This window comes from Membranihabitans marinus, assembly GCF_021729155.1.
Lineage (GTDB): Bacteria > Bacteroidota > Bacteroidia > Chitinophagales > Saprospiraceae > Membranihabitans > Membranihabitans marinus.
In genome coordinates this window covers 16,474-38,319 of record NZ_JAJQYA010000027.1, presented here as the reverse complement: position 1 = coordinate 38,319, position 21,846 = coordinate 16,474, and the positions used below count along the sequence as shown (strand labels likewise).

The 21,846-nt window shown below is 37.7% G+C and carries 13 protein-coding genes; 5 read left to right on the top strand and 8 right to left on the bottom strand.

What is annotated here, in order from left to right; translation table 11 throughout:
* Positions 1-7: 7 nt before the first annotated feature.
* On the bottom strand, positions 8-1,717 hold the full coding sequence (locus LVD51_RS14855) for a GMC oxidoreductase (RefSeq protein ID WP_236972183.1): 1,710 nt from the start codon (positions 1,715-1,717) through the stop codon (positions 8-10).
* A gap of 197 nt (positions 1,718-1,914) precedes the next feature.
* Between LVD51_RS14855 and LVD51_RS14850 the strand changes: the two genes are divergently transcribed.
* Positions 1,915-2,637, top strand: a complete 723-nt coding sequence (locus LVD51_RS14850) for a head GIN domain-containing protein (RefSeq protein ID WP_236972182.1) — start codon at positions 1,915-1,917, stop codon at positions 2,635-2,637.
* Here the strand turns inward: LVD51_RS14850 and uvrC are convergent.
* Together uvrC and LVD51_RS14840 are read right to left on the bottom strand one after the other, a co-directional pair.
* On the bottom strand, positions 2,634-4,448 hold the full coding sequence (gene uvrC, locus LVD51_RS14845; protein ID WP_236972181.1) for an excinuclease ABC subunit UvrC: 1,815 nt from the start codon (positions 4,446-4,448) through the stop codon (positions 2,634-2,636). The genes LVD51_RS14850 and uvrC overlap by 4 nt on opposite strands.
* The gene (locus LVD51_RS14840) at positions 4,435-4,815 is read right to left on the bottom strand and encodes a methylglyoxal synthase (protein WP_236972180.1); all 381 of its coding nucleotides are present in this window, start codon (positions 4,813-4,815) and stop codon (positions 4,435-4,437) included. Before LVD51_RS14840 ends, uvrC begins: the two co-directional genes overlap by 14 nt.
* A 194-nt stretch (positions 4,816-5,009) precedes the next feature.
* On the opposite strand from LVD51_RS14840, the gene LVD51_RS14835 reads away from it, so the two are divergent.
* A complete protein-coding gene (locus LVD51_RS14835) occupies positions 5,010-6,215 on the top strand; it encodes a phosphoglycerate kinase (protein WP_236972179.1) in 1,206 nt (401 codons plus the stop codon).
* A 166-nt stretch (positions 6,216-6,381) separates the two neighbouring features.
* Here LVD51_RS14835 and porV read toward each other — a convergent pair whose 3' ends face one another.
* The 3 genes from porV to LVD51_RS14820 all read right to left on the bottom strand — a co-directional run bounded on the left by porV (position 6,382) and on the right by LVD51_RS14820 (position 13,438).
* Entirely contained in the window at positions 6,382-7,578 is a 1,197-nt protein-coding gene (gene porV, locus LVD51_RS14830; RefSeq protein WP_236972178.1) for a type IX secretion system outer membrane channel protein PorV, read from the bottom strand.
* A gap of 62 nt (positions 7,579-7,640) precedes the next feature.
* Positions 7,641-11,423, bottom strand: a complete 3,783-nt coding sequence (gene porU, locus LVD51_RS14825; protein WP_236972177.1) for a type IX secretion system sortase PorU — start codon at positions 11,421-11,423, stop codon at positions 7,641-7,643.
* Positions 11,420-13,438 carry a YfhO family protein gene (locus LVD51_RS14820; RefSeq protein WP_236972176.1) on the bottom strand — a complete coding sequence of 673 codons (2,019 nt, stop codon included), beginning with the start codon at positions 13,436-13,438 and terminating at the stop codon, positions 11,420-11,422. The genes porU and LVD51_RS14820 overlap by 4 nt, the downstream gene beginning before the upstream one ends.
* 344 nt (positions 13,439-13,782) lie before the next feature.
* Between LVD51_RS14820 and LVD51_RS14815 the strand changes: the two genes are divergently transcribed.
* Both LVD51_RS14815 and LVD51_RS14810 read left to right on the top strand, forming a co-directional pair.
* Positions 13,783-15,282 carry an SUMF1/EgtB/PvdO family nonheme iron enzyme gene (locus tag LVD51_RS14815; protein ID WP_236972175.1) on the top strand — a complete coding sequence of 500 codons (1,500 nt, stop codon included), beginning with the start codon at positions 13,783-13,785 and terminating at the stop codon, positions 15,280-15,282.
* 80 nt (positions 15,283-15,362) lie between these two features.
* A complete protein-coding gene (locus LVD51_RS14810) occupies positions 15,363-16,673 on the top strand; it encodes a UDP-N-acetylmuramoyl-tripeptide--D-alanyl-D-alanine ligase (protein ID WP_236972174.1) in 1,311 nt (436 codons plus the stop codon).
* On the opposite strand, the gene LVD51_RS14805 is transcribed toward LVD51_RS14810, so the two are convergent.
* Positions 16,662-17,360 carry a hypothetical protein gene (locus tag LVD51_RS14805; RefSeq protein WP_236972173.1) on the bottom strand — a complete coding sequence of 233 codons (699 nt, stop codon included), beginning with the start codon at positions 17,358-17,360 and terminating at the stop codon, positions 16,662-16,664. The genes LVD51_RS14810 and LVD51_RS14805 overlap by 12 nt on opposite strands.
* 426 nt (positions 17,361-17,786) lie before the next feature.
* On the opposite strand from LVD51_RS14805, the gene LVD51_RS14800 reads away from it, so the two are divergent.
* The gene (locus LVD51_RS14800) at positions 17,787-19,565 is read left to right on the top strand and encodes an OmpA family protein (protein ID WP_236972172.1); all 1,779 of its coding nucleotides are present in this window, start codon (positions 17,787-17,789) and stop codon (positions 19,563-19,565) included.
* Positions 19,566-20,158: 593 nt separating this feature from the next.
* On the opposite strand, the gene LVD51_RS14795 is transcribed toward LVD51_RS14800, so the two are convergent.
* Positions 20,159-21,829: a sodium:solute symporter gene (locus LVD51_RS14795; RefSeq protein WP_394803178.1), complete on the bottom strand. Its 1,671-nt coding sequence runs from the start codon at positions 21,827-21,829 to the stop codon at positions 20,159-20,161.
* Between the last annotated feature and the right edge of the window lie 17 nt (positions 21,830-21,846).

Sequence of the window (21,846 nt, the reverse complement as noted above, 5' to 3'; positions counted from 1 at the left end):
TTTTGGCTTAAAGGTTTTGACGATTTAATTCTTTTACGGCATAGTCACAAGCTCTTGCAGTCAAGGCCATATAGGTAATCGATGGATTTTGACAACCACTAGATGTCATCGCTGCTCCATCTGTCACAAACACATTGGGTACGTCGTGTATTTGATTGTGCTTGTTGAGGATACTGGTCTTGGGGTCTCTACCCATTCTGGCAGTTCCCATTTCGTGTATTCCCAAACCAGGATATGACATCCTATCGTTGAGTTTAACATCCTTTAAACCTGCTCTTTCCAACATCTCTACCGCTTGCTCCCTCATATCTTTTCTCATATTGAGTTCGTTTTCTTTCCATTCGGCATCAAATCTCAACAATGGAATACCCCATTTATCTTTTTCGTTGGGATCTTGGTAAACTCTGTTTTCCTCATAGGGTAAACATTCTCCAAAGGCCATCATTCCATAAGTCCATGGTCCTCCTGGCTTAAAGAGATCTTCTTTGCCTTGTCGACCATAGGTCATTTCTTTTACATTGAGTTGCCATTCCGCACCTCTTCCACCTCCACCTTGGAATCCATAACCTCTTACAAAGTCTTTCATCTTCGATTTTTGGTCGATATTTCTAAATCTAGGAATATAGGTACCTCCGGGACGACGACCCTTGAAATAGAGATCTTCATATCCTTCTACCTTACCCGATGCACTGATCAAGAAGTGGTGATCCATAAGATTTTTGCCTAAATATCCGTTGGTATTTCCTAGACCTTCGGAAAAAGTCGAAGATGTAGAATTCATCAATATCTGGGTACTTCCCAAACAAGAAGCAGTTAAAAAGATAATCTTGGCATTGAACACATGTTCTTCCATAGTTTCGGTATCGATAACCCTTACACCAGAGGCTTTGCCACTGGCTGCATCATAGATGACTGAATGCACGATACTGTTGGGGCGTAATGTCATATTCCCTGTTCGGTCAGCATCGGGGATGGTGGCAGAAACAGAACTAAAGTATCCGCCAAAAGGACAGCCTCTAATACATCGATTTCGGTATTGACAGGCACCGCGTTCTTTGGCTTCGGATAAATTGGCTATCCTAGCATTGGTCATTATTCTGTCGTCGTACAATTCGGAAATTTTGCCAATAACATGCTTTTCAGCAACATTGAGTTCCATTGGCTTGATAAACGGTCCATCAGGAAAATGAGATAGGCCTTCTTTTTTGCCTGAGATTCCCACATAATTTTCGACATAGTCGTACCACGGTTTCAGGTCCTTGTATCTAATAGGCCAATCGATTCCAATTCCTTCTTTCAAATTGGCTTCAAAATCGAGATCGCTCAATCGATAACACTGTCGACCCCACATAATAGATCTTCCACCAACGTGATAGCCTCTCATCCAATCGAACCTTTTATCCTCTAAGTAGGGGTGTTCTGAATCCTTTACAAACCAGTGCTTCGATGCCTCCTTGATAGTGTATCCTGTCCTGCTTTGCTTCGGATAGTGTTCTTCAATAATCTCTGGCAATACTTTTCCTTTGTGATCCATATCCCAATCATCCAACATTGCTGTCGGGTATTCGCCGTGCTTAACCATTCTGCCCCTTTCCAAAACCAAGGTCTTTAGTCCCTTTTCCGTTAATTCTTTGGCGGCCCAACCTCCACTGATACCAGTTCCTACTACAATGGCATCAAATGTGTTGGATTCGTTATTTGAAAAATTCACATACATATCCTAAAATTTTAAATGATACGGGAATTTAGGGTTTTTTACTCAATTATGAATATTTATGTCAAACTGATTGTAATGATTTTAGTAGAACAAAATTATTGTAGATGTAAATTGTATTATTTCAAAATGATATTCTTTTAATGTTTCATTAACCATATACCGACCTAATTCATCGTCTTACCTTAAAGTTGAAGAGTATGAAATCATTAATGTATGTATGTCTAGTGGTTTGTTGTTTGGGTTTTTCATGTGATCACGATTACCGAGACGATATTTACAGGTGTGTAGAGCCCAGAGGAAGATTAGTGTCCACGGAATTTTTCTTGCCATATTTCTCCGAGATCACCTTGGAAGACAACATCAAAGTGGTACTTCGAGAAGGGCCTAGAACTGTGTGGGCGGAAGGCAGTGCCAACATCATAGATCAACTTGACCTCTTGGTCACGGGCAATCATTTAGTCATTCGGACGCGACAATGTATTCAATATGCAGAGGATTTGTTGCTCTTCATTACGGTACCCAATCTAAGAGCGTTAAATCTATACGGAAGTGGAATTATCTATTCTGAAAATACTTTAAGTAATCATTTTCTCGATATTGAATTATTGGGTTCTGGCAGTATAGATCTGGCTGTTGATGCTGTAAAGGTCGATCTGTCCATGAATGGTTCAGGCTTGGTTCGTCTAGAAGGTACATCTTCCAAACTCAATCTTTGGTCTAATGGAAGTGGACAGTTTCAGGGCTTTGGTTTGGGGGTAAATTCTGCCGATGTTGTTCAAAATGGTAGCGGAGACCTCTACATTAAGGTTTTCGATATATTAGATGTGGAAATTGTCGGTAGTGGAGTAGTGTTTTTTAGGGGATTCCCTTACATTATTTCATCGATCTTTGGGTCTGGCCTACTCATCGATAGTAATTAACCTTTGGTTTTTTGCCGCTTAAAATGCTTGAAGATATTTTTACCTAAGGCTGGCCCTACGATGGTTGATAATTCATCTTGGCTGGCGTTTTCGATGTTTTTTACGGATTTAAAGGAAGTCAGTAACTTTTGTGCCGTTTTATCACCTACACCCTTTATTTCGGTAAGTTCGGTTTTATGCACGCGCTTACTGCGCTGGTCGCGATGAAAAGTGATGGCAAATCGGTGGGCTTCATTTCTCGCTTTTTGAATAACTTTAAGCGACTCAGATTTTTTATCGATATAAATGGGGATGGAATCACCGGGGAAGAAAATCTCTTCCAGCCTTTTGGCTATTCCAATGACGGTTATTTTGTCCGCGATACCTAGTTTGTTTAAACTTTTCATAGCCGAACTCAATTGTCCCTTTCCACCATCGGTAATGATGAGATCAGGGAGAGATTGATTTTCTTCTAGGAGACGTTTATATCTTCGATATACGATTTCTTCCATAAAGGCAAAATCGTTTTGTCCCTCCACAGTTTTAATATGAAAATGACGATATTCGGATTTGGCAGGTTTTGCATTTCTAAATACCACACAGGAGGCCACGGAATTACTGCCCTGAAAATTCGAATTGTCAAAACATTCTATATGCTTGGGCAGTACATCCATCTTTAAGTCATTCTTCATGGTGTTCAATATGCGATGGCTGTGGTTTTTGGCTTGGGCTATCTTGTTGCGAGATTCAAAAAACTGCAGTTTGTTAAACTTTATATTTTTGACAGACAAATCGATCAATTTTTTCTTGTCGCCAATCTTAGGTACGGTTACCGTAATTCCCTCCGATACCCATTCTGGCAAATAATTGACCAATATTTCTGGAGCATTGGAATTGAAGCGTTCTCGCAAAGCGGGAATGACAAGATCCAAAATATCACTTTCTGTCATATCTATCTTGAGATTGACTTCTTCTGTGTGGGTATTGATAATGGCTCCATTGATGATCTTAATGAAATTGACAAAGGCATAGTCTTCATCGAGTTCTACCGCAAAGACATCGCAGTTTTTGATGCTGGGATTAACTACCGTGGATTTGGCTTGATAGTCGTCAAATGCGATTAATTTTTCTTTTAATTCTTGGGCTTTTTCAAATTTCATTTTGGCGGCCAATTCATGAATTTCTGCCATTAAATGGTCTTTTACCGGTTTAAATTGCCCTTTAAGGATGTGTTTGATTTGATTGATTTTTTCATTGTAATCTTTTTCGGATTCCTTGCCTACACAGGGGCCTAGACAGTTTTCAATGTGGTATTCAAGACAAACCTTGTATTTTTTTGCATCGACGTTTTCCTCGCTTAAGTTGAGATTACACGTGCGCAAAGGGAACAAATCTTTAATGAGTTTCAATAAGATTTTGGCTCTCCATTTTGAGGTGTAAGGCCCAAAATAGGTGGAACCATCATTGATGATTTCTCTGGTGAAATAGACCCTGGGGAAGCGCTCGTTTTTAATGCAGATATAGCCATAGGACTTGCCGTCTTTGAGCATGACATTGTACCTGGGCATGTGTTGTTTGATCCAAGTGCTTTCCAAAATTAGTGCATCGGCTTCAGATTGGACTACCGTCCAATTGATCTTTACCGCATTCTTGATCATTACCCGAGTCTTATTGCGCAGGTTGTACTCTGGAATAAAATAGGAGGAAAGTCTATTTTTAAGATTCTTCGCTTTCCCTATATAGATCGGTGTTCCCGCTTTGTCGACAAACATATATACCCCCGGCGTTCGTGGAAGGGTATTCGATATGTTGTTGAAATCATCCCTGTTCATGTAATTTCCCTTTCAAAGCCCGCAACATTAATTCAGCTCCAGCAGGGTTAGTAGCTAATGGAATATTGTGAACATCGCAGAGCCGCATCAACATTTGTACATCTGGTTCATGGGGGTGTTTGCCAAGTGGGTCTCTAAAGAAAAATACCATATCAATGCCTCCTGTCACCATTAGCGATGCTATTTGGGCATCACCGCCTAGTGGACCGGACAAAACGGTATTTACTGAAACTCCCATATCTCCGAGGTGGGAGCCAGTGGTTGCGGTAGCATATATTTCACTGTTTAAAAACAAATCTTTGTTTTTAAGAAAAAAACTGACCAATTCTGGTTTCTTACCGTCGTGCGCAATCAAAGCTATATTCATTTATAGGGTATTTTTATTCTTATTCGCAAATATACATAACCCAGATTAATAATAATGGTTTAGGACAAAGGTTTCAATGTTGGACCGATAGTTCTGTATTTTGATTTATTAAAAATTTAAAGAAGGTAGGAATCAATTGCCTAATAGGTTTTATATATTTACAATTTGTATTTGTTCACATTAAAAGTTAATTTATGATGAAGATCAATTATGGTGGAGAAAAGGTGTTGGTGAGAGTGGATTTTAATGTTCCGTTGAATGGAGCATATGAGATAACTGATGATACTCGAATTCGAGCGGCTTTGCCGACGATTCAACATTTACTCGATGCCGATGCGGCGGTTATTCTCATGTCTCACTTGGGCAGACCCTTGAAGAAAAAATTGGAAAATGGTGAGATTAATGTTGAAAAATTTACACTGAACCACATCGTTGAACATCTTTCATCGCTATTGGATCGTCAAGTGGCCTTTGCAAGTGATTTAATCGGTCCCGATGCCCGAGCCAAAGCGGAACAATTGAAAGGGGGACAAGTACTGCTCTTAGAGAATACCAGATTTGAGCCCGGTGAGGAAAAAGGTTCAGATGAATTGGCCAAAGAATTGAGTTCTCTAGCTTCTTACTATGTCAACGATGCCTTTGGGACAGCCCACAGAGCCCATGCTTCGACTGCAAAAGTAGCTCAGTTTTTTGATGCCGATAAAAAGTCTTTTGGATTGTTAATGGAAAAAGAGATTACCAATGCCAATAAAGTAAAAGAAAATCCGACCAGTCCATATACTGCCATCGTTGGTGGAGCCAAGGTCTCTGATAAAATATTATTGTTGGAAAATCTTTTGTCCAAATGTGACAATATCCTAATTGGTGGGGGTATGGCCTATACCTTCTTTAAGGCATTGGGGGGTGAAATCGGAAATTCACTAGTAGAGATAGACAAATTGGATTTGGCCAAAGAAATATTGGAAAAGGCAGAACAAAACAATACCAAGATCTACTTACCTGTAGACAGTACTATAGCCGACGCATTTTCTAATGATGCCAATATACAGCAGGCTAATAGTGATGCCATTCCAGCTGGATGGATGGGATTGGATATAGGAAGTGCAGCAATAGGAGAATTTAGTCAAGTTATTGAGTCTTCTAAGACGGTTATGTGGAATGGTCCAATGGGGGTTTTTGAAATGCCTAATTTTGCACAGGGAAGTATTGCTATCGCTCAAGCTATGGCCAAGGCGACAGAGTCGGGTGCATTTACCATGGTCGGTGGAGGGGACTCTGTTTCCGCTGTCAATCAAGCGGGATTGGCCGATAGTGTGAGCTTTGTGTCCACTGGAGGTGGTGCCATGTTGGAATTCTTGGAAGGCAAAGAACTGCCCGGCATCAAGGCTATTCAAGACTAAAGAAGCATCAACGAAGCTGTTCTTTATTTGTAAATGTATTTCATACCAAATTCTAGCCAAATAAAGATTCCATAAAATAAAAAAGGAGGATTAAGACTAGCTTAATCCTCCTTTTTTGATTTGTTTTTAATATCGCTTAAAAGCGATTATACGAATTACATTTATATTATCTATTTCCCAGAGCTCCAAAATCGAACAATAAAGAAAATCTAAGTGTTTTGTCTAGAGGTGAACTTGCTTGCAGTGTTTTCTGTGTTGATATTAAATACGAAAAGTTAATACCCACAATATTGTATTTTATCCCCATACCCATGGATAAATATTGTCGATTACCCTTGGTTGGTGATTCGTAGAAATATCCAGCACGTACGGCAAATTGATCGGCATACCAATATTCTGCACCTACAGAATAGGTAAGTTCTCTTAATTCTTCGTTGAATCCGTCAGGTGCATCTCCAAATGATTTAATCCACGATTCGAAAATAGGCAATTCACTATACTCTCTGGCTAGTGTGGAATCGATTTGAGGTGCGGTAACCATCAATTTTTTAATGTCTGAGGTCAATGTCAATTTATTAAAGTCATCAAAATTGACTTCATATGCAAGACCCAACCCTATACTGGCTGGAATGTAAAAACTCTTGTCCGGTACGTATGATATTCTAGAACCAAGATTTTGAAGAGATAGTCCTATATTTAGGTTTTGATCATAATATCCTTCAAATGGGACCTTGTATAAAAAGGAAATATCAGCTGCTCCTGCAATACCTGGCTGAATTTCTGTTCCATTGACAAATTGATCGGCGGCTAAATTGGAATAAAGGAATTTACCCCCAACACCTACACTAAAATTCTCACCTAATTTTCTGGCATATCCAATTTCCAATTCAAATTCATTGGGACTACCAAAACCTTGTGGGCTGCCATTTTCATCGGTATATTGAATTTCTCCTAGACTAAAATATCTAAATGAAGCGGTTACGGCTTGGAATTCATCCAACTTAGTATAGCCCGCGATATAGCCTAAAAAAACATCGTCAAGACCAATATTTTTAAGCCAAGGAGTATAGGTTAAAGAAAGACCTGCATCTTTTTCAGCAAAGGCCAATCTCGATATATTATATGCTATAGCATTAGCGTCACCTGAAATAGCAATTCCAGCATCTCCCATTGCACCACTTCGCGCATCTGGAGTAATTCCTAAGAAGGGTAGAGCAGTTGGAATGGCATTAGGACATGGGCTTCCATCGGGCAATGCCACTCTTCCAGTCTCTGGATTGAGTTGGCAATCTCCAGCTTGTGCTAGAAGACCTTGATAGAAGGCAAAAGATATAAATAAAATTAACGTTAATTCTTTTCTCATATTTAATAGATCTGTTGTGCTCAAAAAGAAACGCAAATATACACTTCTGTATTTTGAAAAGTTCAATTTAATATCAACATCTTTTGAAACTTGCTTATGAGGGTTGTTTTTTTATTGGAATTTTTGTCGATAATTTTTAATTTATAAAGGTATACTCCATTGGCTAATTTTTGTTGCCATTGGTCTTTTCCATCCCAAAATATATTCCGGATTAATTGATTGGCAGAGTTTCTTTGATCTATAATTCGGTGGACTTGCTTGCCCGAAACAGAAAATATATCGATGACAATATCGAGATCACTACCGATAAGGGGATTTTCAAATTGAAATTCTGTTCGATTAAAAAAGGGATTGGGATAGTTATAGAGATGTTGAATTTCTAAATTGTCTTTGTCTACAAAGAATTCAATAGTCTTTTCAGAAACATTGTTGTGACTATCCCAGCCTTTAATGGTAAGGTAGTGTTGGCCAGGTTCTAGACCGTCGATAGGAAATTCGACGCTTCCTTTTGAAAAAGAATTTAGCTCATATTCAAAATTATTGTTCAATATAACTGGATTGGTGGCATCTTTATCCAGATAGTAGATTAAATCGTGACCGATGCCATTGCCACTAACATTGATTCCACTTTCATCTTCTATATCGACGATCAACAATGGATTAACGCTGACTTCATCCCCTTCTTGGAATGACCGGTCTTCTAAATATATATCGATTTGAGGCCCATTGTGATCGTTTTCGATAGCATTGGAAGATGTGCCACCTATGTATATAGATTCGGAAATTCCCCAGCCGTCTTGACCCGATGGATCGGCTGCGTATAGACTCAATCTGCCTGGACCTATCTTGTAATCGATATCCTTGGGCACAATAAATTCAAAATCAAATTTACCGTTGACCACTGATGTACGGCCTTTATATAAGGTGTTTTGCCATTGTTCGAAATCTATGGAACTATTTTCATTTCCCTGCCCTAATGTCTTAAGTAGCTTTTTCTTGTCGTAGAGGGTTGGGTAGAGAATGCCATTGAAATTGGATAGGATTTGACCATTATTTTGATTGATTTGTCCTTGTATCCTTACTTTGTCAAGGGCGGCAATGGTTATAGAGTCAGAAGACAAAACGTCTATTTCATCGATTTGGTTGAGGACTACCGAATATCTTGGGATAGCCAGTCTGAGGGCAGGATCTCCTAAGAGGGTAAATTTTCTGGCATTGATATCGGTGGTGTCGGATCGATGGGCGTTTTTGGATAGACGCAGCCATTCTCCCAATTCCAGATCGCTGTCAATGTTTTCGTACAGACGATTGAATACCGAATTGCTCAATCTGTCATTGGAACTGGCGTATACCACTCTGGTCGTGGTAAATAGGGCAATGGCTCCTTTGTCTGCCAATGTCAAAGCGTATTCACCAGCAGTAACTTCCCGTGGATCGTCATATCCAGCAAAAGTACAAGTGGCCGTAACCAATAGGGGATACTTGAGATAATTGTCCCATTTTTCTATATCGGTCTTGGCGAGAATGGATTCATCTGACCATCCTTTAGACCCTCCATGACCTTGGTAATTAATGATTAATTGCCCCTCATAGGCATTGGTGTTGATAAGTTCATTGGTTTTTGGACTGCGTACTTCATTGGATCTCACTTCCTTGGGATTGGCATCGACATATGCCTTGTTTATCCCAAATCTATTTTCATTGGCTTCCATTTCATTGGTCAATCTTTCGGTATACCCCAAGAAAAGATTGTAATTGCCGTCATCAGACACAAACAGAATCTTATTTTTCCAAGGTCCATTGATCTTTGTATTGGTTGAATAATCGATTATTTTTTGAACTATATTGCTGGCATCTGCTTCCGTACGGACAGGAATCCTACCAATACTTATATCTAATGCTCCCTTTAAATCTTCTCCCTCATGATCATTCATCAAGGCATAATAATCATCGGAAGGGAAGGCTTTAATGGGATCCCATGAATTTTCGGATTCAAAGACGGGGATGAAGTTTTCATTGGGATAGCCTAAAATGGGCGAATTGTTTTTGTAATCGAAACTACCGTCACCCAACAGTAACACCCGAATATCAGTATTGTCCCTGTCGTACAACATTTTAATAAAGTCTCTTATCGCGGTTGGGTCTACTTTCCCAGAAGAAAATTCATTGTAGATTTCATTAATTTTGACTGTGGCTATGTTGAAATTGTTATTTGTCTTTCTAAAATTGGCCAAACGCAGAGCAGGAACTTCAAATTTTGGATGATAGATTACTAAATAGTCGACATCTTGGAGGCTGTGAAGGTCTTGATTGTTGATTTCAATAAAGGACTGAATAGGACTTGCCATTGCTTTGTCGAATACTATGTAGGCGCGGAATTCATCAGTAGTTGATGTGTTTTTGATATATAATTGACCATTGTCCAATCGATGTGGAACAGAATAGCATTGACTAGGATCACTGATATCCCAAACTTCCTCGCCATTGGTTTGATTCATCCTTACTTGAAAATCGTTGCCCGGTTCAAAAGATCCAAAATAAAGTGGAGTATTAGGAGAAGTCTCTAATATTTTTGAAAAACTCAATTGAATATAGTCCAGCCAACTACTGGCCGAACCATCGGTAGTACTGTATTTTAAGATGAGTTGAGGTTGATTGATGGCAAGTTTTTCTGAAAAATTTAAATGTCTAGAACTGATGCCGTAAATATCTCCTGTATTTACCGAAAAAAGATTGTTTTGCACTATCTGATTCCCCAATTGGAATTGGACGGTGCTCGATGAATTTGATCTGGCGGCAAAGCCCGCTTTGAAAACAACCTCCTGGCTTAGGTCAATAGGTTGATCTTGGATGAGATAGCTATAGCTTTTTTCGGTTGACCCCGTAAATTTTTCTGAATACCATATACGACCAGATCCCTGTAAATTGACTACATCTAAGAGGATATTGTATTTTTCTTCTTCATACCTTATGGCGTCCAATCCTGTGTTAATGGGATTAGAGCTAATGATATCTAGGTCAGGTGAAGTTGAAATTTGTCTGCCTGGAGCTACACCGTATCGCAGGTAGTAGTAATTGGTGTCGGCATATATATTGTGGGCTATCACTGTGGTTTTTTCTTCGTAGTTCCCTTGCTTAATATCCCTACCTAATCCGTAAAAATAAATGGTTTGACCAGGGCCAAATTCTTCGGAGTCTAAGTAATAGGGAATGGATTCCAAGTCATCTATGCGTTCATCTCCTACGGTTGAAGGCAGGATCGTAGGATGACCTGAAAATAATTCCAAGTTTTGTGGGGTAAGAGAATTTTGTTTCCACGAATCAGGTAAGTCTTCATATGAGATGCTATGTATCCCGGTTTCTACAATCGGCACCTTAAGTATTTGTCCTCGAGACAATATCGATTGTGTTTTAAAAGGACTGTTTCTCAATTTTATGCTTTGGTTGGCTTTAACTGTTCTAAGTTGAATTGCTCCATTTTCCAAAATGGTCACACCTTGGGAGGTATTCTTTTTAATAGGATATAAAAACAGCGTTGCATATTTTTGATTTCTTTCGATTTCAGTGTATGTACGCAATGTGTATTGGAGTTTTAGATCCTCTGGGGCGGTAAATTGTCTCAATGTTTTTTCTCCTCCTATATTTAGTGTTGCGACGATACTATCAGTCATAGCTATGGGAATCCTTCTGAATACGAGAGGCTTGTTGTGGGCATCATAAGATTCATTATTCAATATAATGGACTGGCCATCCTCGATATCCCAATCCAGATTCAATACAATTTCTTGTTGACCAAAGAGGCTAAGCGCAAATAGTAAATTCAAAAATATGTAAACAACCCTCATTCCTTAATTTCCGTTTTTATGTCATCCATCCTTAATTCATTTTTTTCATAATTCCATATGTAAAATGCCAAACTATCTACAGTACTACTGTCCATTGGGAGGTCAAAATGGCCCGAAATTGACGACCAATCTTCTCGCCCAAAAGTCTCTAGGTATTGAATTTGATGTTGATCTAGATTATCTTTTTTAACGACTAAAACCACAGCAAATTTTACATCAGTTGCAGTAAGAACATCGAATTGGTATATTAGTTTTTTCCCAGAATAATTTCTTTTAAATGGAATGGCTAAGGTAGCACTATATATTTGATCCTTATTTAGTCTCTCAGATCTAAATCCATTTTTGGATTTTTCAATATCCAAATGTCCTGTATTTAACTTCCAATTGGGATTTGGATATTCATAATTCATATTCCAAGATAAGGTATCTATGGCATCATTCTCCACGGTTATGGCATTGACTGATGATGGTTTGATGGGGTATAATGTGATGATGAGCAATATTGTCAGTAAAATATAATACAGTCCGTATTTCTTGAAAGAACGCAGACCTAAGTATAGTGATACTAGGAAAAGTAAGGCAATTGAAGTCAGGTAGAGATTTATTAATCCTCCAGGCCAGTAATTGAATTCAATATAATGTTGACCAGGTTTTATATTTATCTCCATTCGATTGTTAGTATCTACATGGATTTGACTTCGTTTTTTATCGATATTGACTTGCCAATGCGGAGAGTAGGGCTGATTGAAAATAATTTTTTGGGTTTTATGAGCCTCGGTCTCAAAGCTCAATTGCCGAAATGGGATAAACTGATTTATTTTGAAACTGTCTCCATGGAAACTTACATGGGGAAGGTTAGTAATAGGATCGGCAGAGTAGTATATTAAAGGAAAACTATTGTTGCTGACAGGGAATGACTTTGGCAGAAGTTGTTCTTCAATCTCCAATATTTGTATTGGTTGAAAAAATGGGATGTGGTCTTTTGTAGTTGTTGTATCTATAGTACATCCAAGGGCGTTATTTTGGTTTTTGACATCAGTGGTCAGATGTTGAGAAATAGATATATGGGAGTTTGTCAAGGTAGTTATGCCCCATATTAATATGATAATAGTGGTTATATAAATTTGTTGACGAAGGGATATTTTTTTATCGAAACTTATTTTATTTTTCTTGAAGAAAATAATTAGAAAGACGGAAAGAAATATCAAAATAGTGAAGAAGGTAGTGGTATCTAACCGATCTAATTCAGTTTTTAAAAGAGTTCTAACTATTTCTGACCAGTTGGCATTGGGAGATATGCTTTGATAATATATGAGGGACTCATATATCAACCATCCATAGAATAATGAGGCAAAAAGAAGAACGAATAGGGCTCTCTGGATAGATAGAGTTTGGTCTTCTTTGTAGATTTTATATAGGCAAAAGAGGAGTAGGATACACAGGATAATGGGATAGTAGGACAGAGTGACTGAGGCAATAAAGGTAATGCCTGCCAGTATCCATAGATGTAGAATATTCGAATGTTTCAGATATTGATATATGGTGTGAACCCATATAGGGAGGATAAGAAAACTGATAAATATATTGATATTTCCCGTGTTCAATACTGTCATCGAGAGGAGGGCATAGGCTATGATGATGGTCAACAGGGATGGTCTAGATAATTCTGATAATCGAAGTGATATATATATCCATATGGTAGATAGACCGGCTAAAGATGTTAAATAGATGACTAAAGTGGAAATAGAGAGTGAACTAGAAAGACGGGAGGCCCATAGAACTAATGGGTTCCATGACGAAGGATCGAGGAATAGTGGGAGGCCGTGATCTGACATGGGCAACCATAAAGGTAGGTTATATGGTGGCGATAGGATATGATTGAGGGAGGTAAAATTGGTAAAAGACCAAATCCCCAAAGCTGGGAAAGCACTGAGTGGTACTGCTATCCACCAAATGCAGAAGCCATAAAAAAAGAATGATAAAATTATAAGCAAGAAATTTTCAACAAATTTCATAGATGACATTAAATTTTCTACCCTATGTATCAAATATAGATTAATATGGTAATATTGAATGTATAATGGATTAGTTGTGGGAAATATATCATAAAAATTATCATTTTAATATAGGATTCAATAGGGATAATAAGTTATAAGGTTTACATATTATATCCTCGGTGATGAGGGGAAAAAACTGGTGTCGTTGAAGCACTTAGGCCATTTAAAATCCAAAAAGAAATATGTTTTATTATATTTGCAATTTATTTTCGGTTGCAAAATAAGAACTAAAATTTGCCGTTTAGTTTTTATGTTGAAATCGTCCGAGAAGTGGACAAAATTTAATTTATTAATTAGCAGAGATGAGTAGATATTCAATTGTAATAATGTTTTTGGCGTTGACTACTGCCTTGGTTTCTTGTAAAAAGCAAGATCGATCTTCAGCTACTGGTTGGGTATACAATAGTGAGGAATGGGGTGGCTTCCAGAAGCTGGACTATAAAGGACAGATTGCTGGACCCAATCTAGTATTGATCGAAGGGGGAACTTTTACCATGGGCAATCCACAGGAGGATGTTATGTTCCAGTGGGATGCTGTTCCTAGGAGAGTAACGGTATCATCGTTTTATATGGATGAGACCGAAGTGGCCAATATCGACTACCGAGAATTTGTATATTGGAATAGAAGGGTATTTGGCGAACAATATCCCGAAAGACTAAGAGAGATATTGCCCGATACTATGGTATGGCGGGAAGAGTTGGCATATAACGAACCTTATGTTGAGAACTACTTTAGACATCCGTCTTACGACGATTATCCAGTAGTGGGAGTGTCTTGGGATCAAGCCAATGAATTTTGTAAATGGCGTACCGACCGTGTCAATGAGATGTTATTGATCGAAAAAGGGGTTTTAAATCCCAATCCCGAGCAAAAAAATGCAGACAACTTTAATACCGAGGCTTATTTGGCAGGGAAATATGAAGGTTCTGTAAAGAAAAATTTAAAAGATTTGTCTACTGGAGGAGAGCGTTCGGTAAATTATAGCGATGGTATTATGTTACCTAGTTACCGATTGCCTACTGAAGCTGAGTGGGAATACGCCGCATACGGATTGCTTGGCAACTTGGAATCTGAGCAAAATGATTTGATATCCGATCGAAGAATTTATCCTTGGGATGGCAATAGTTTGAGATATAAATATAGAGGGAAAGAGCAAGGAGCTTTCTTGGCCAACTTTAAGGTGAGAAGTGGTAACTATATGGGGGTTTCTGGAAACCTTAATGACAAGGCTTCTATTCCAGGACCAGTAAGAGATTTTTATCCCAACGATTTTGGATTGTACAATATGGCGGGAAATGTCAATGAGTGGGTGGCTGATGTTTACAGACCTACCAATAGTTTGACATTGAGAGATGTTGACAATCAAGATTTAAATCCATTTAGAGGAAATGAATTTAAGACCAAAGTGAGAAACGAAGACGGTTCTCTAGTTGAAAAAGATGAATATGGTCGTTTACAAGAGCGATTGATGTCGGATGAGGAAGTTAAGCGAATTGAATCTTTGGATGTCGCCGATGCCCGTAATTATTTAGATGGTGATGAAGACTCAGGTGCTGAGTATGTATTTGGTGAAAATTCATTGATCTCAGACAGTACTAGAGTTATTAAAGGCGGTAGTTGGGCAGATAGACCGTATTGGTTGAGTCCAGGTGCGCGCAGATATATGGATCAATCAAAATCTAGTAGATCCCTTGGATTTAGATGTGCGATGACAAGAAATGGTCCTTCCGCAGGAAATGATGGAGCTGGAGGAAATCAATTTAAAAAAGCATCCAAAAAGAAAAGTAAAAGAAAATTTTAATTATTTAATTTTACATTAAATATTATTATAAGTCATAAGAAGCCTTCAATTTTATTGGAGGCTTTTTTATTTAGAGGAATATGGAAAATCAAAATTTACAAACTGTTTACAATGCCTTTTTAGCTTCAACTGGAGTAGGCATAGATAGTCGGAAGTTACAACCAGGAGAAATCTTTTTTGCATTGGAAGGACAGCACTTCAATGGCCATGATTTTATTCCACAGGCTATTGAAAAGGGAGTGAGTATGATCGTCTGCTCTTATTGGCATTACGATGTAGATTTTGATAGTTACTGTTTGGTTGACCATCCTTTGGAGATGATGCAAGAATTGGCCAAATGGCATGTCAAGCAATTTAAGTCTCCTGTATTGGCCATTACTGGTAGCAATGGCAAAACGACGAATAAAGAATTGATCGCCGGTTTATTGTCTTTGAAATACAAGGTACACAAGACTCCTGGTAATTTTAACAATCATATTGGTCTGCCCTTGACCATCTTGAATGCACCGAGAGATTGCAATTTTATGGTCTTGGAAATGGGAACGAACCACTTTAAAGAGATCGAATTTCTTTGCCACATCGGTCAGCCTCATTACGGTATGATTATTAATATTGGAAAATCTCATTTAGAGTTTTTAGGCTCGGAAGCCGGAGTACTCAAAGCCAAAGCTGAATTGGCCGATTATTTGTATGAACATAAAGGGATTTTATTTTGTAATAGAGATGAAACTTCTATAGCCCCCTTACTCAATCACCCGGTGGACAAGGTGGTATATGGAGCGGTGACGGACAAAGTAAAAATAGAATTAGTAGAAGAGAATCCCTACATTAATTTAAAAATAGAACATGATGGGCGAAGTTTTATTTTTCCGACTCGATTAATAGGTCACCACCATTTTAAAAACTTAGTTAATGCCATTCATCTAGCTTTGTATTTTGGTATTGAACTCGAAGAGATAAAAGAATTTCTGTCAGACTTTGAGCCCGGTGAAAATAGGTCTGCAATGGTAGAATGGAGGAATAATAAGGTGTATCTAGATGCCTACAATGCCAATCCTACCAGTATGTGGGCTTCCCTCACTGCTTTTGATTCGGCCTTCCCCAGTCCCAAGGCCTTTATTATCGGTGAGATGGGAGAATTGGGTTCGGTAGCTGCTGAGGAGCATCTGTCCCTAATGAAACGAATACTGGAGAAGGGGATTGATGACGTCGTTTTTATTGGTCCTCAATTTGTAGAACTCGAGAAAAATATTTCTTATTCAGGGTTTATATTTTTTAATTCCATAAACGATTTATTGTCATCTAAAGAAAGTTATCAACGTTTTGATGGTTACCATTTGTTTATTAAAGGGTCAAGGAGTTTAAAATTGGAACGCTTACTAGAAGGTTGATTTTAGGTTGTCATACATTTCGAGTAGGCGATATGGGATGTCTTCATTTGAGGTTTCGATATATTCCTGATGATTGGATAATATCCATTGATAGTCAGCATATTCTGAGGATAGTTCAAAAGGTATTTTGTGGAACCAAAGTCCAGTGTCTAAATCTTTAATATATTTTAAGTTATCCGAATAAAGAGAGGATTCGATATAATACTCTTGTTTGTTTTGAATCTGTTCTGGTCTAATTACAGGATTTTTGCTTCCTTCCAAATAGTACCAAGACATTTGAGCAATTAAATTGTGAGTGAGAAGGTCTTGGTCTTTGTCAATTTCTTCCAATCCATAGAATATGAAAAATTTATTTTTAGTACTGCGTCCAGCAAGGTAGGCCAGTTGATTGGCTTCTTCTGAAGAAATTCCACTTGGATTACTTCCTATCTGTCCTGGAGCATCGGAATATTTAAGAGCGTTGATATTAAAAAAAACAAACTGACTTTCTTCAATAGATATTTGTGATTGAATAATGTTTTGCTTTAAACTTCCTAATGGCAATGAATTTAAACTGCCAGATATGGTATTTCCATTTAAATGTTTTTGGTGACCTAATAAATTTGAGAATAACGTAATTTTCTTTGTCGTCTCAAAAAAATATGATACCTTTGAACTCCCCCTTAGATCACTACCAATGAAAGTCATAGCACATTTTTTGTGATTTGTTATGAGACCATTCGAAATCATGCGCAATGTATCTTGGAGTGTAGAAACATAAATTAATTTATTAAAGATTTGAACATCTTGACCAAAATAGGGAGTAAGTTCGAATTGATCTGCGTTAGAGTTACTGCACAGGTATGTATTTCTAGGGAAGTCACTTAATAAATTGAATTGACTCCCAAAAATGTTTAATTGATCATTTTTTGTTTGAAATAAGATTAAATTATGTGACTTTTTATCTGTTTCTGCGTAATTAGAGGTATAAGATTGAAATTCCGTGGTAAAAACCATATTATTTTAATTTAATATTAAGTGTTAACGTTTAGAAATAATACAAAATGATTAGATAATTTATATTCTATGGAATATCTTTGTAAAGAAAATAATTTTTGGATAAACTCGTGCCCTATGAATCGAATAATTTACTTCGCGATTACTATGCTTTTTTCGTCTTTTGGCCTTATGGCTCAAAATACCTCTGCTTCAGGAATGGGCAATATTGGTATTGAAGACAATAGAACTGTTGACCCTGAACAGAATGCGAAATGGAGATCAGGAGAATATCCCTATTCTTCAAAGCCATTTGATATGTGGGAAATTGGGGTTAGTCTAGGACATCCTTTTATTGTAGGGGATGTAGAAGCAGATTACTTTTCTGGTTTGGGATATGGTTTACATTTGCGCAAGGCATTAAACTATAACATATCGATCAAGGCTTCTTTTAGTCAATTGCATACGAAGGGATTGGATGCAAGAGCGAGTAGTATTTCAGTTATGGAAGTAGAAAAGACCATTCGTCAAAACAATTTGTCGAGTCGACTGGCTGGTGTAGAGAGTATTCACAGAAATTATAAAACAACAGTTACCACCGGTGCTATTGAGGTAGCATTAAACCTTGGGAATATCTTATTTCACAAACCATCGACCAATTGGAATTTTAATCTAACAGGGGGTATGGGTTTTGAAATTCCAAAAACTAAAGTTAATCTTTTTGACGGCAATGCCAATTACGATTGGGCATCGGTTTCTGAAGGGTTAAACTTGACTTCTAGAGACGATAGAAAAATAGCTCGGGAAAGGTTGGCAGACTTACTGGATGATTCATATGAAACTGAAGGTGGGGTTGAAAAAACCATAAGAGCCTTAGGTGATGAAAAAAGTGTTTATCCAATGTTTACTGCTTCGGTAGGAGTTACAAGAAAAATCAATGATCGATTTAATATAGGGTTGTCTCATCAAGCTATTTTCGCTGATAATGATTTGTTGGACGGATTTGAGTTTAGATCTGCTGCAGATAGATCTAATAATTTTGATTTGATTTATCATACGGCATTGAGTTTAAATGTAAATTTGGGATCATTCGAGAAAAGAACAGAACCACTTTATTGGTTGAATCCTTTCGCACCTATGTTGCACGATCTTGCTGAAGTGAAATCAAGACCTCAATTGGATCTTACCGACACTGATGGCGATGGAGTTATCGATATGTTAGATCAAGAGCCAGATACACCGCCCAATGCTCCAGTAGATGTAAGAGGAGTGGTTTTGGATAGTGATAAGGATGGTATTGCAGACTACATGGACAAAGAACCTTTTTCTACCCCTGGATTTGATGTAGATAGCGATGGGGTAGCTCAAATGCCAGACAACAATTACTTAACTGAAGATGAAATCAATTCTTTAGTGAATAATAAAATGGACAATATTAAGACGGAGTGGTTTTTACCCATGGTTAATTTTGATTTAAATAAATACTACGTGAAGCCAGAATTTTACGGTTCATTACATCATGTAGCAACGGTTATGAAAAACCATCCAAGTCTAGAGATTGTAGTTAAAGGTCATACCGACAACCGCGGAGATGTTCAATACAACGAGGTGTTGTCCTATAAGAGAGCAAGTGCTGTAATCGACTATTTAGTTGAGAGATACGACTTGCCAAGAGAAAGATTTATGATTCAATACGGAGGGGAAACTAATTCTCTTATCCCCGAATTGAAAGATGGTTATGATTTAGATAAGAAAGAAGAAATGCAGGCTTATTTAAATCGTAGAGTGGAGTTTTATGTTGCAACACCTGAGGATAAAGAAATGGAAAGACCGGAAGGTCCAGATGCTGGTGAAGGTACACCGGGATCTTCTAAATCAGGTTCTAAGTATAGCGGCAATAAAAATTCTGGATATTAATATAACTCAGGAAAATTATATACTCATAAAGCGTTTGGGATTTTGTCTCAAACGCTTTTTTTTATGCCTTTTTTGAGAGTTTAATTCCCTACTATTGGCGTATATACTACAAGAGAATAGACTGTTTTGTAATGTACTTTTATCTAGTATTAATCACTTCTAGGCTAAAGATGTTGGTTCCTTTCATGCAATTTTAGTTTTACTGCGATATGTGGTAAGAGATTGTCAATTTTAAATGCTTTTGGTATACATTCATTCCCTTATGCACCTCTCTTTGTATTCGTAATCATTTTGCAAATTGAAAGGTCAATGTTATTTTATTTTTAAATTGATGATTGTTTTAATTTATTTGTTTATTGTCAAGTTTGTAAATAATGACTTTTTTAAAACTTGGGCTGTGTATTCCTATAAACAACTTAATAATGGTAAGATGGTTTTTTCAAATGGGTATGGATTGCCAGTATCGTCCAGCAATGTCTTTTCAACTTGTCACAAATAATTAATTCTATTTCTAATTAAGAATTTTTGTTATTGTGTAAATACTTCTTCGATTTTTTTGCAAAAATGTATATGTTTATTTAGCCCATTTTAGTTTAGGCCTTCTTCATATTCGTGATCCATTGAATAATACTGGCCATAATAATAACCAAACCACATCCAATGACATTAAACCATAAGAATCCGATATCGGTGGTCATATAGAAATAAATAACCATTAATTCAGCAATTATTGCTGCAATAAATACAGCATTGGCGCGGATCCATTTAATGTAAAAAGCGATTAAGAATATCCCCAAGATGGTACCGTAAAATATAGACCCTATAATATTGACCAGTTGAATCAGATTCTCAAACAGAGTGCCCAAGGTGGCAAATAAAATAGCGATAATACCCCATAGAAAGGTGGTTGCTTTGCTGATGAATAAGTAATGTTCAGAACTGCGACTGGGATTAAATACTCTTTTGTAAATGTCCATAACTGTAGTCGTCGATAATGCATTTAATTCCGCTGCCGTAGATGACATAGCTGCCGAAAAAATAACGGCCAATAGAAGTCCTATAATGCCTTTAGGCAATTGTTGAATAATATATCGGATAAATACATAGTCCTTGTCATTGGTTTCTGTCAGAGGATCTGCTTGGGAAATTAAGGACTTGGCTTCCTCTCTAAGTTTAAGTTGATCGCGATTCAATGCCATGATTTGATCGCCGACTTCTGCGTTTTCTGAATTTACATAATCTAGAGAAAGTGCCGATTTTTCATCCTGAATCATCTGGTATTCATTTTCCAATTCTCGATATTGATCTGCATAGGGACTTTCTTTAACGATAACTTCCCCAGCTGGATTGAAAAATAAAGGAGCTGTGGTAAATTGGTAAAAAATAAATACCATAACCCCAGTCAAAAGTATGAAGTATTGCATGGGAATTTTAAACAGTGCATTGAAAATAAGACCGAGCTGCGATTGTCTGATCGACTGTCCACTGATATATCTTTGTACCTGGCTTTGATCGGTACCAAAATAGGAGAGGGCCAGAAACAGTCCTCCAGTGATACCACTCCATACCGTATATCGATTGTTCCAGTCAAAGTTGAAATCTAGAGCCTGTGTTTTGCCGTGTAGGTCGGCCAATGTCCACGCTCCGCTAAATCCCATATTATTGGGTAATCCATCCAATAGAATATAGAAGGTCGAAAACATACCCAACATAATGATAAGCATTTGGTATTTCTGCGTAACATTGACGGCTTTAGTCCCTCCACTTACGGTATAGATGATCACCAATACTCCGATGACAATACAGGTTATTTTTAAATTCCAGCCCATTATGGTGGACAAAATAATGGCCGGAGCATAAATAGTGATTCCCGCAGCTAAACCGCGCTGAATCAAAAATAGAAAGGAGGTAAGTACTCTCATTTTGAGATCAAACCTTCCTTCCAAAAATTCATAAGCCGTATATACTTTTAGTTTGTAATACAGCGGGACAAAGGTGATGCATAAAATAATCATGGCAATGGGAAGTCCAAAATAAAATTGGACAAAACCCAAACCATCGGCATAACCCTGACCTGGGGTGCTAAGGAAAGTGATGGCGCTGGCTTGAGTGGCCATAACTCCGAGTCCAATCGTCCACCAGGATGCTTCATTTCCACCTCTTAAATAACCATCTAGCGCTTTGTTCGATCTGCTTTTCCATACTCCAATGACGACAATAAATACCAATGTACCGATTAGGATACTCCAATCAATTAAAGAAATTTCACCCATGATAAAAG

Excerpts from the sequence above, each read along its gene's own strand:
- LVD51_RS14855 (WP_236972183.1), bottom strand. The coding sequence starts at position 1,717 with ATGTATGTGAATTTTTCAAATAACGAATCCAACACATTTGATGCCATT.
- uvrC (WP_236972181.1), bottom strand. The coding sequence starts at position 4,448 with ATGAACAGGGATGATTTCAACAACATATCGAATACCCTTCCACGAACG.
- LVD51_RS14800 (WP_236972172.1), top strand. The coding sequence starts at position 17,787 with ATGAATCGAATAATTTACTTCGCGATTACTATGCTTTTTTCGTCTTTT.
- LVD51_RS14835 (WP_236972179.1), top strand. The coding sequence starts at position 5,010 with ATGATGAAGATCAATTATGGTGGAGAAAAGGTGTTGGTGAGAGTGGAT.
- LVD51_RS14815 (WP_236972175.1), top strand. The coding sequence starts at position 13,783 with ATGAGTAGATATTCAATTGTAATAATGTTTTTGGCGTTGACTACTGCC.
- LVD51_RS14850 (WP_236972182.1), top strand. The coding sequence starts at position 1,915 with ATGAAATCATTAATGTATGTATGTCTAGTGGTTTGTTGTTTGGGTTTT.
- LVD51_RS14840 (WP_236972180.1), bottom strand. The coding sequence starts at position 4,815 with ATGAATATAGCTTTGATTGCGCACGACGGTAAGAAACCAGAATTGGTC.
- porU (WP_236972177.1), bottom strand. The coding sequence starts at position 11,423 with ATGAGGGTTGTTTACATATTTTTGAATTTACTATTTGCGCTTAGCCTC.
- LVD51_RS14805 (WP_236972173.1), bottom strand. The coding sequence starts at position 17,360 with ATGACTTTCATTGGTAGTGATCTAAGGGGGAGTTCAAAGGTATCATAT.
- LVD51_RS14810 (WP_236972174.1), top strand. The coding sequence starts at position 15,363 with ATGGAAAATCAAAATTTACAAACTGTTTACAATGCCTTTTTAGCTTCA.
- porV (WP_236972178.1), bottom strand. The coding sequence starts at position 7,578 with ATGAGAAAAGAATTAACGTTAATTTTATTTATATCTTTTGCCTTCTAT.
- LVD51_RS14820 (WP_236972176.1), bottom strand. The coding sequence starts at position 13,438 with ATGAAATTTGTTGAAAATTTCTTGCTTATAATTTTATCATTCTTTTTT.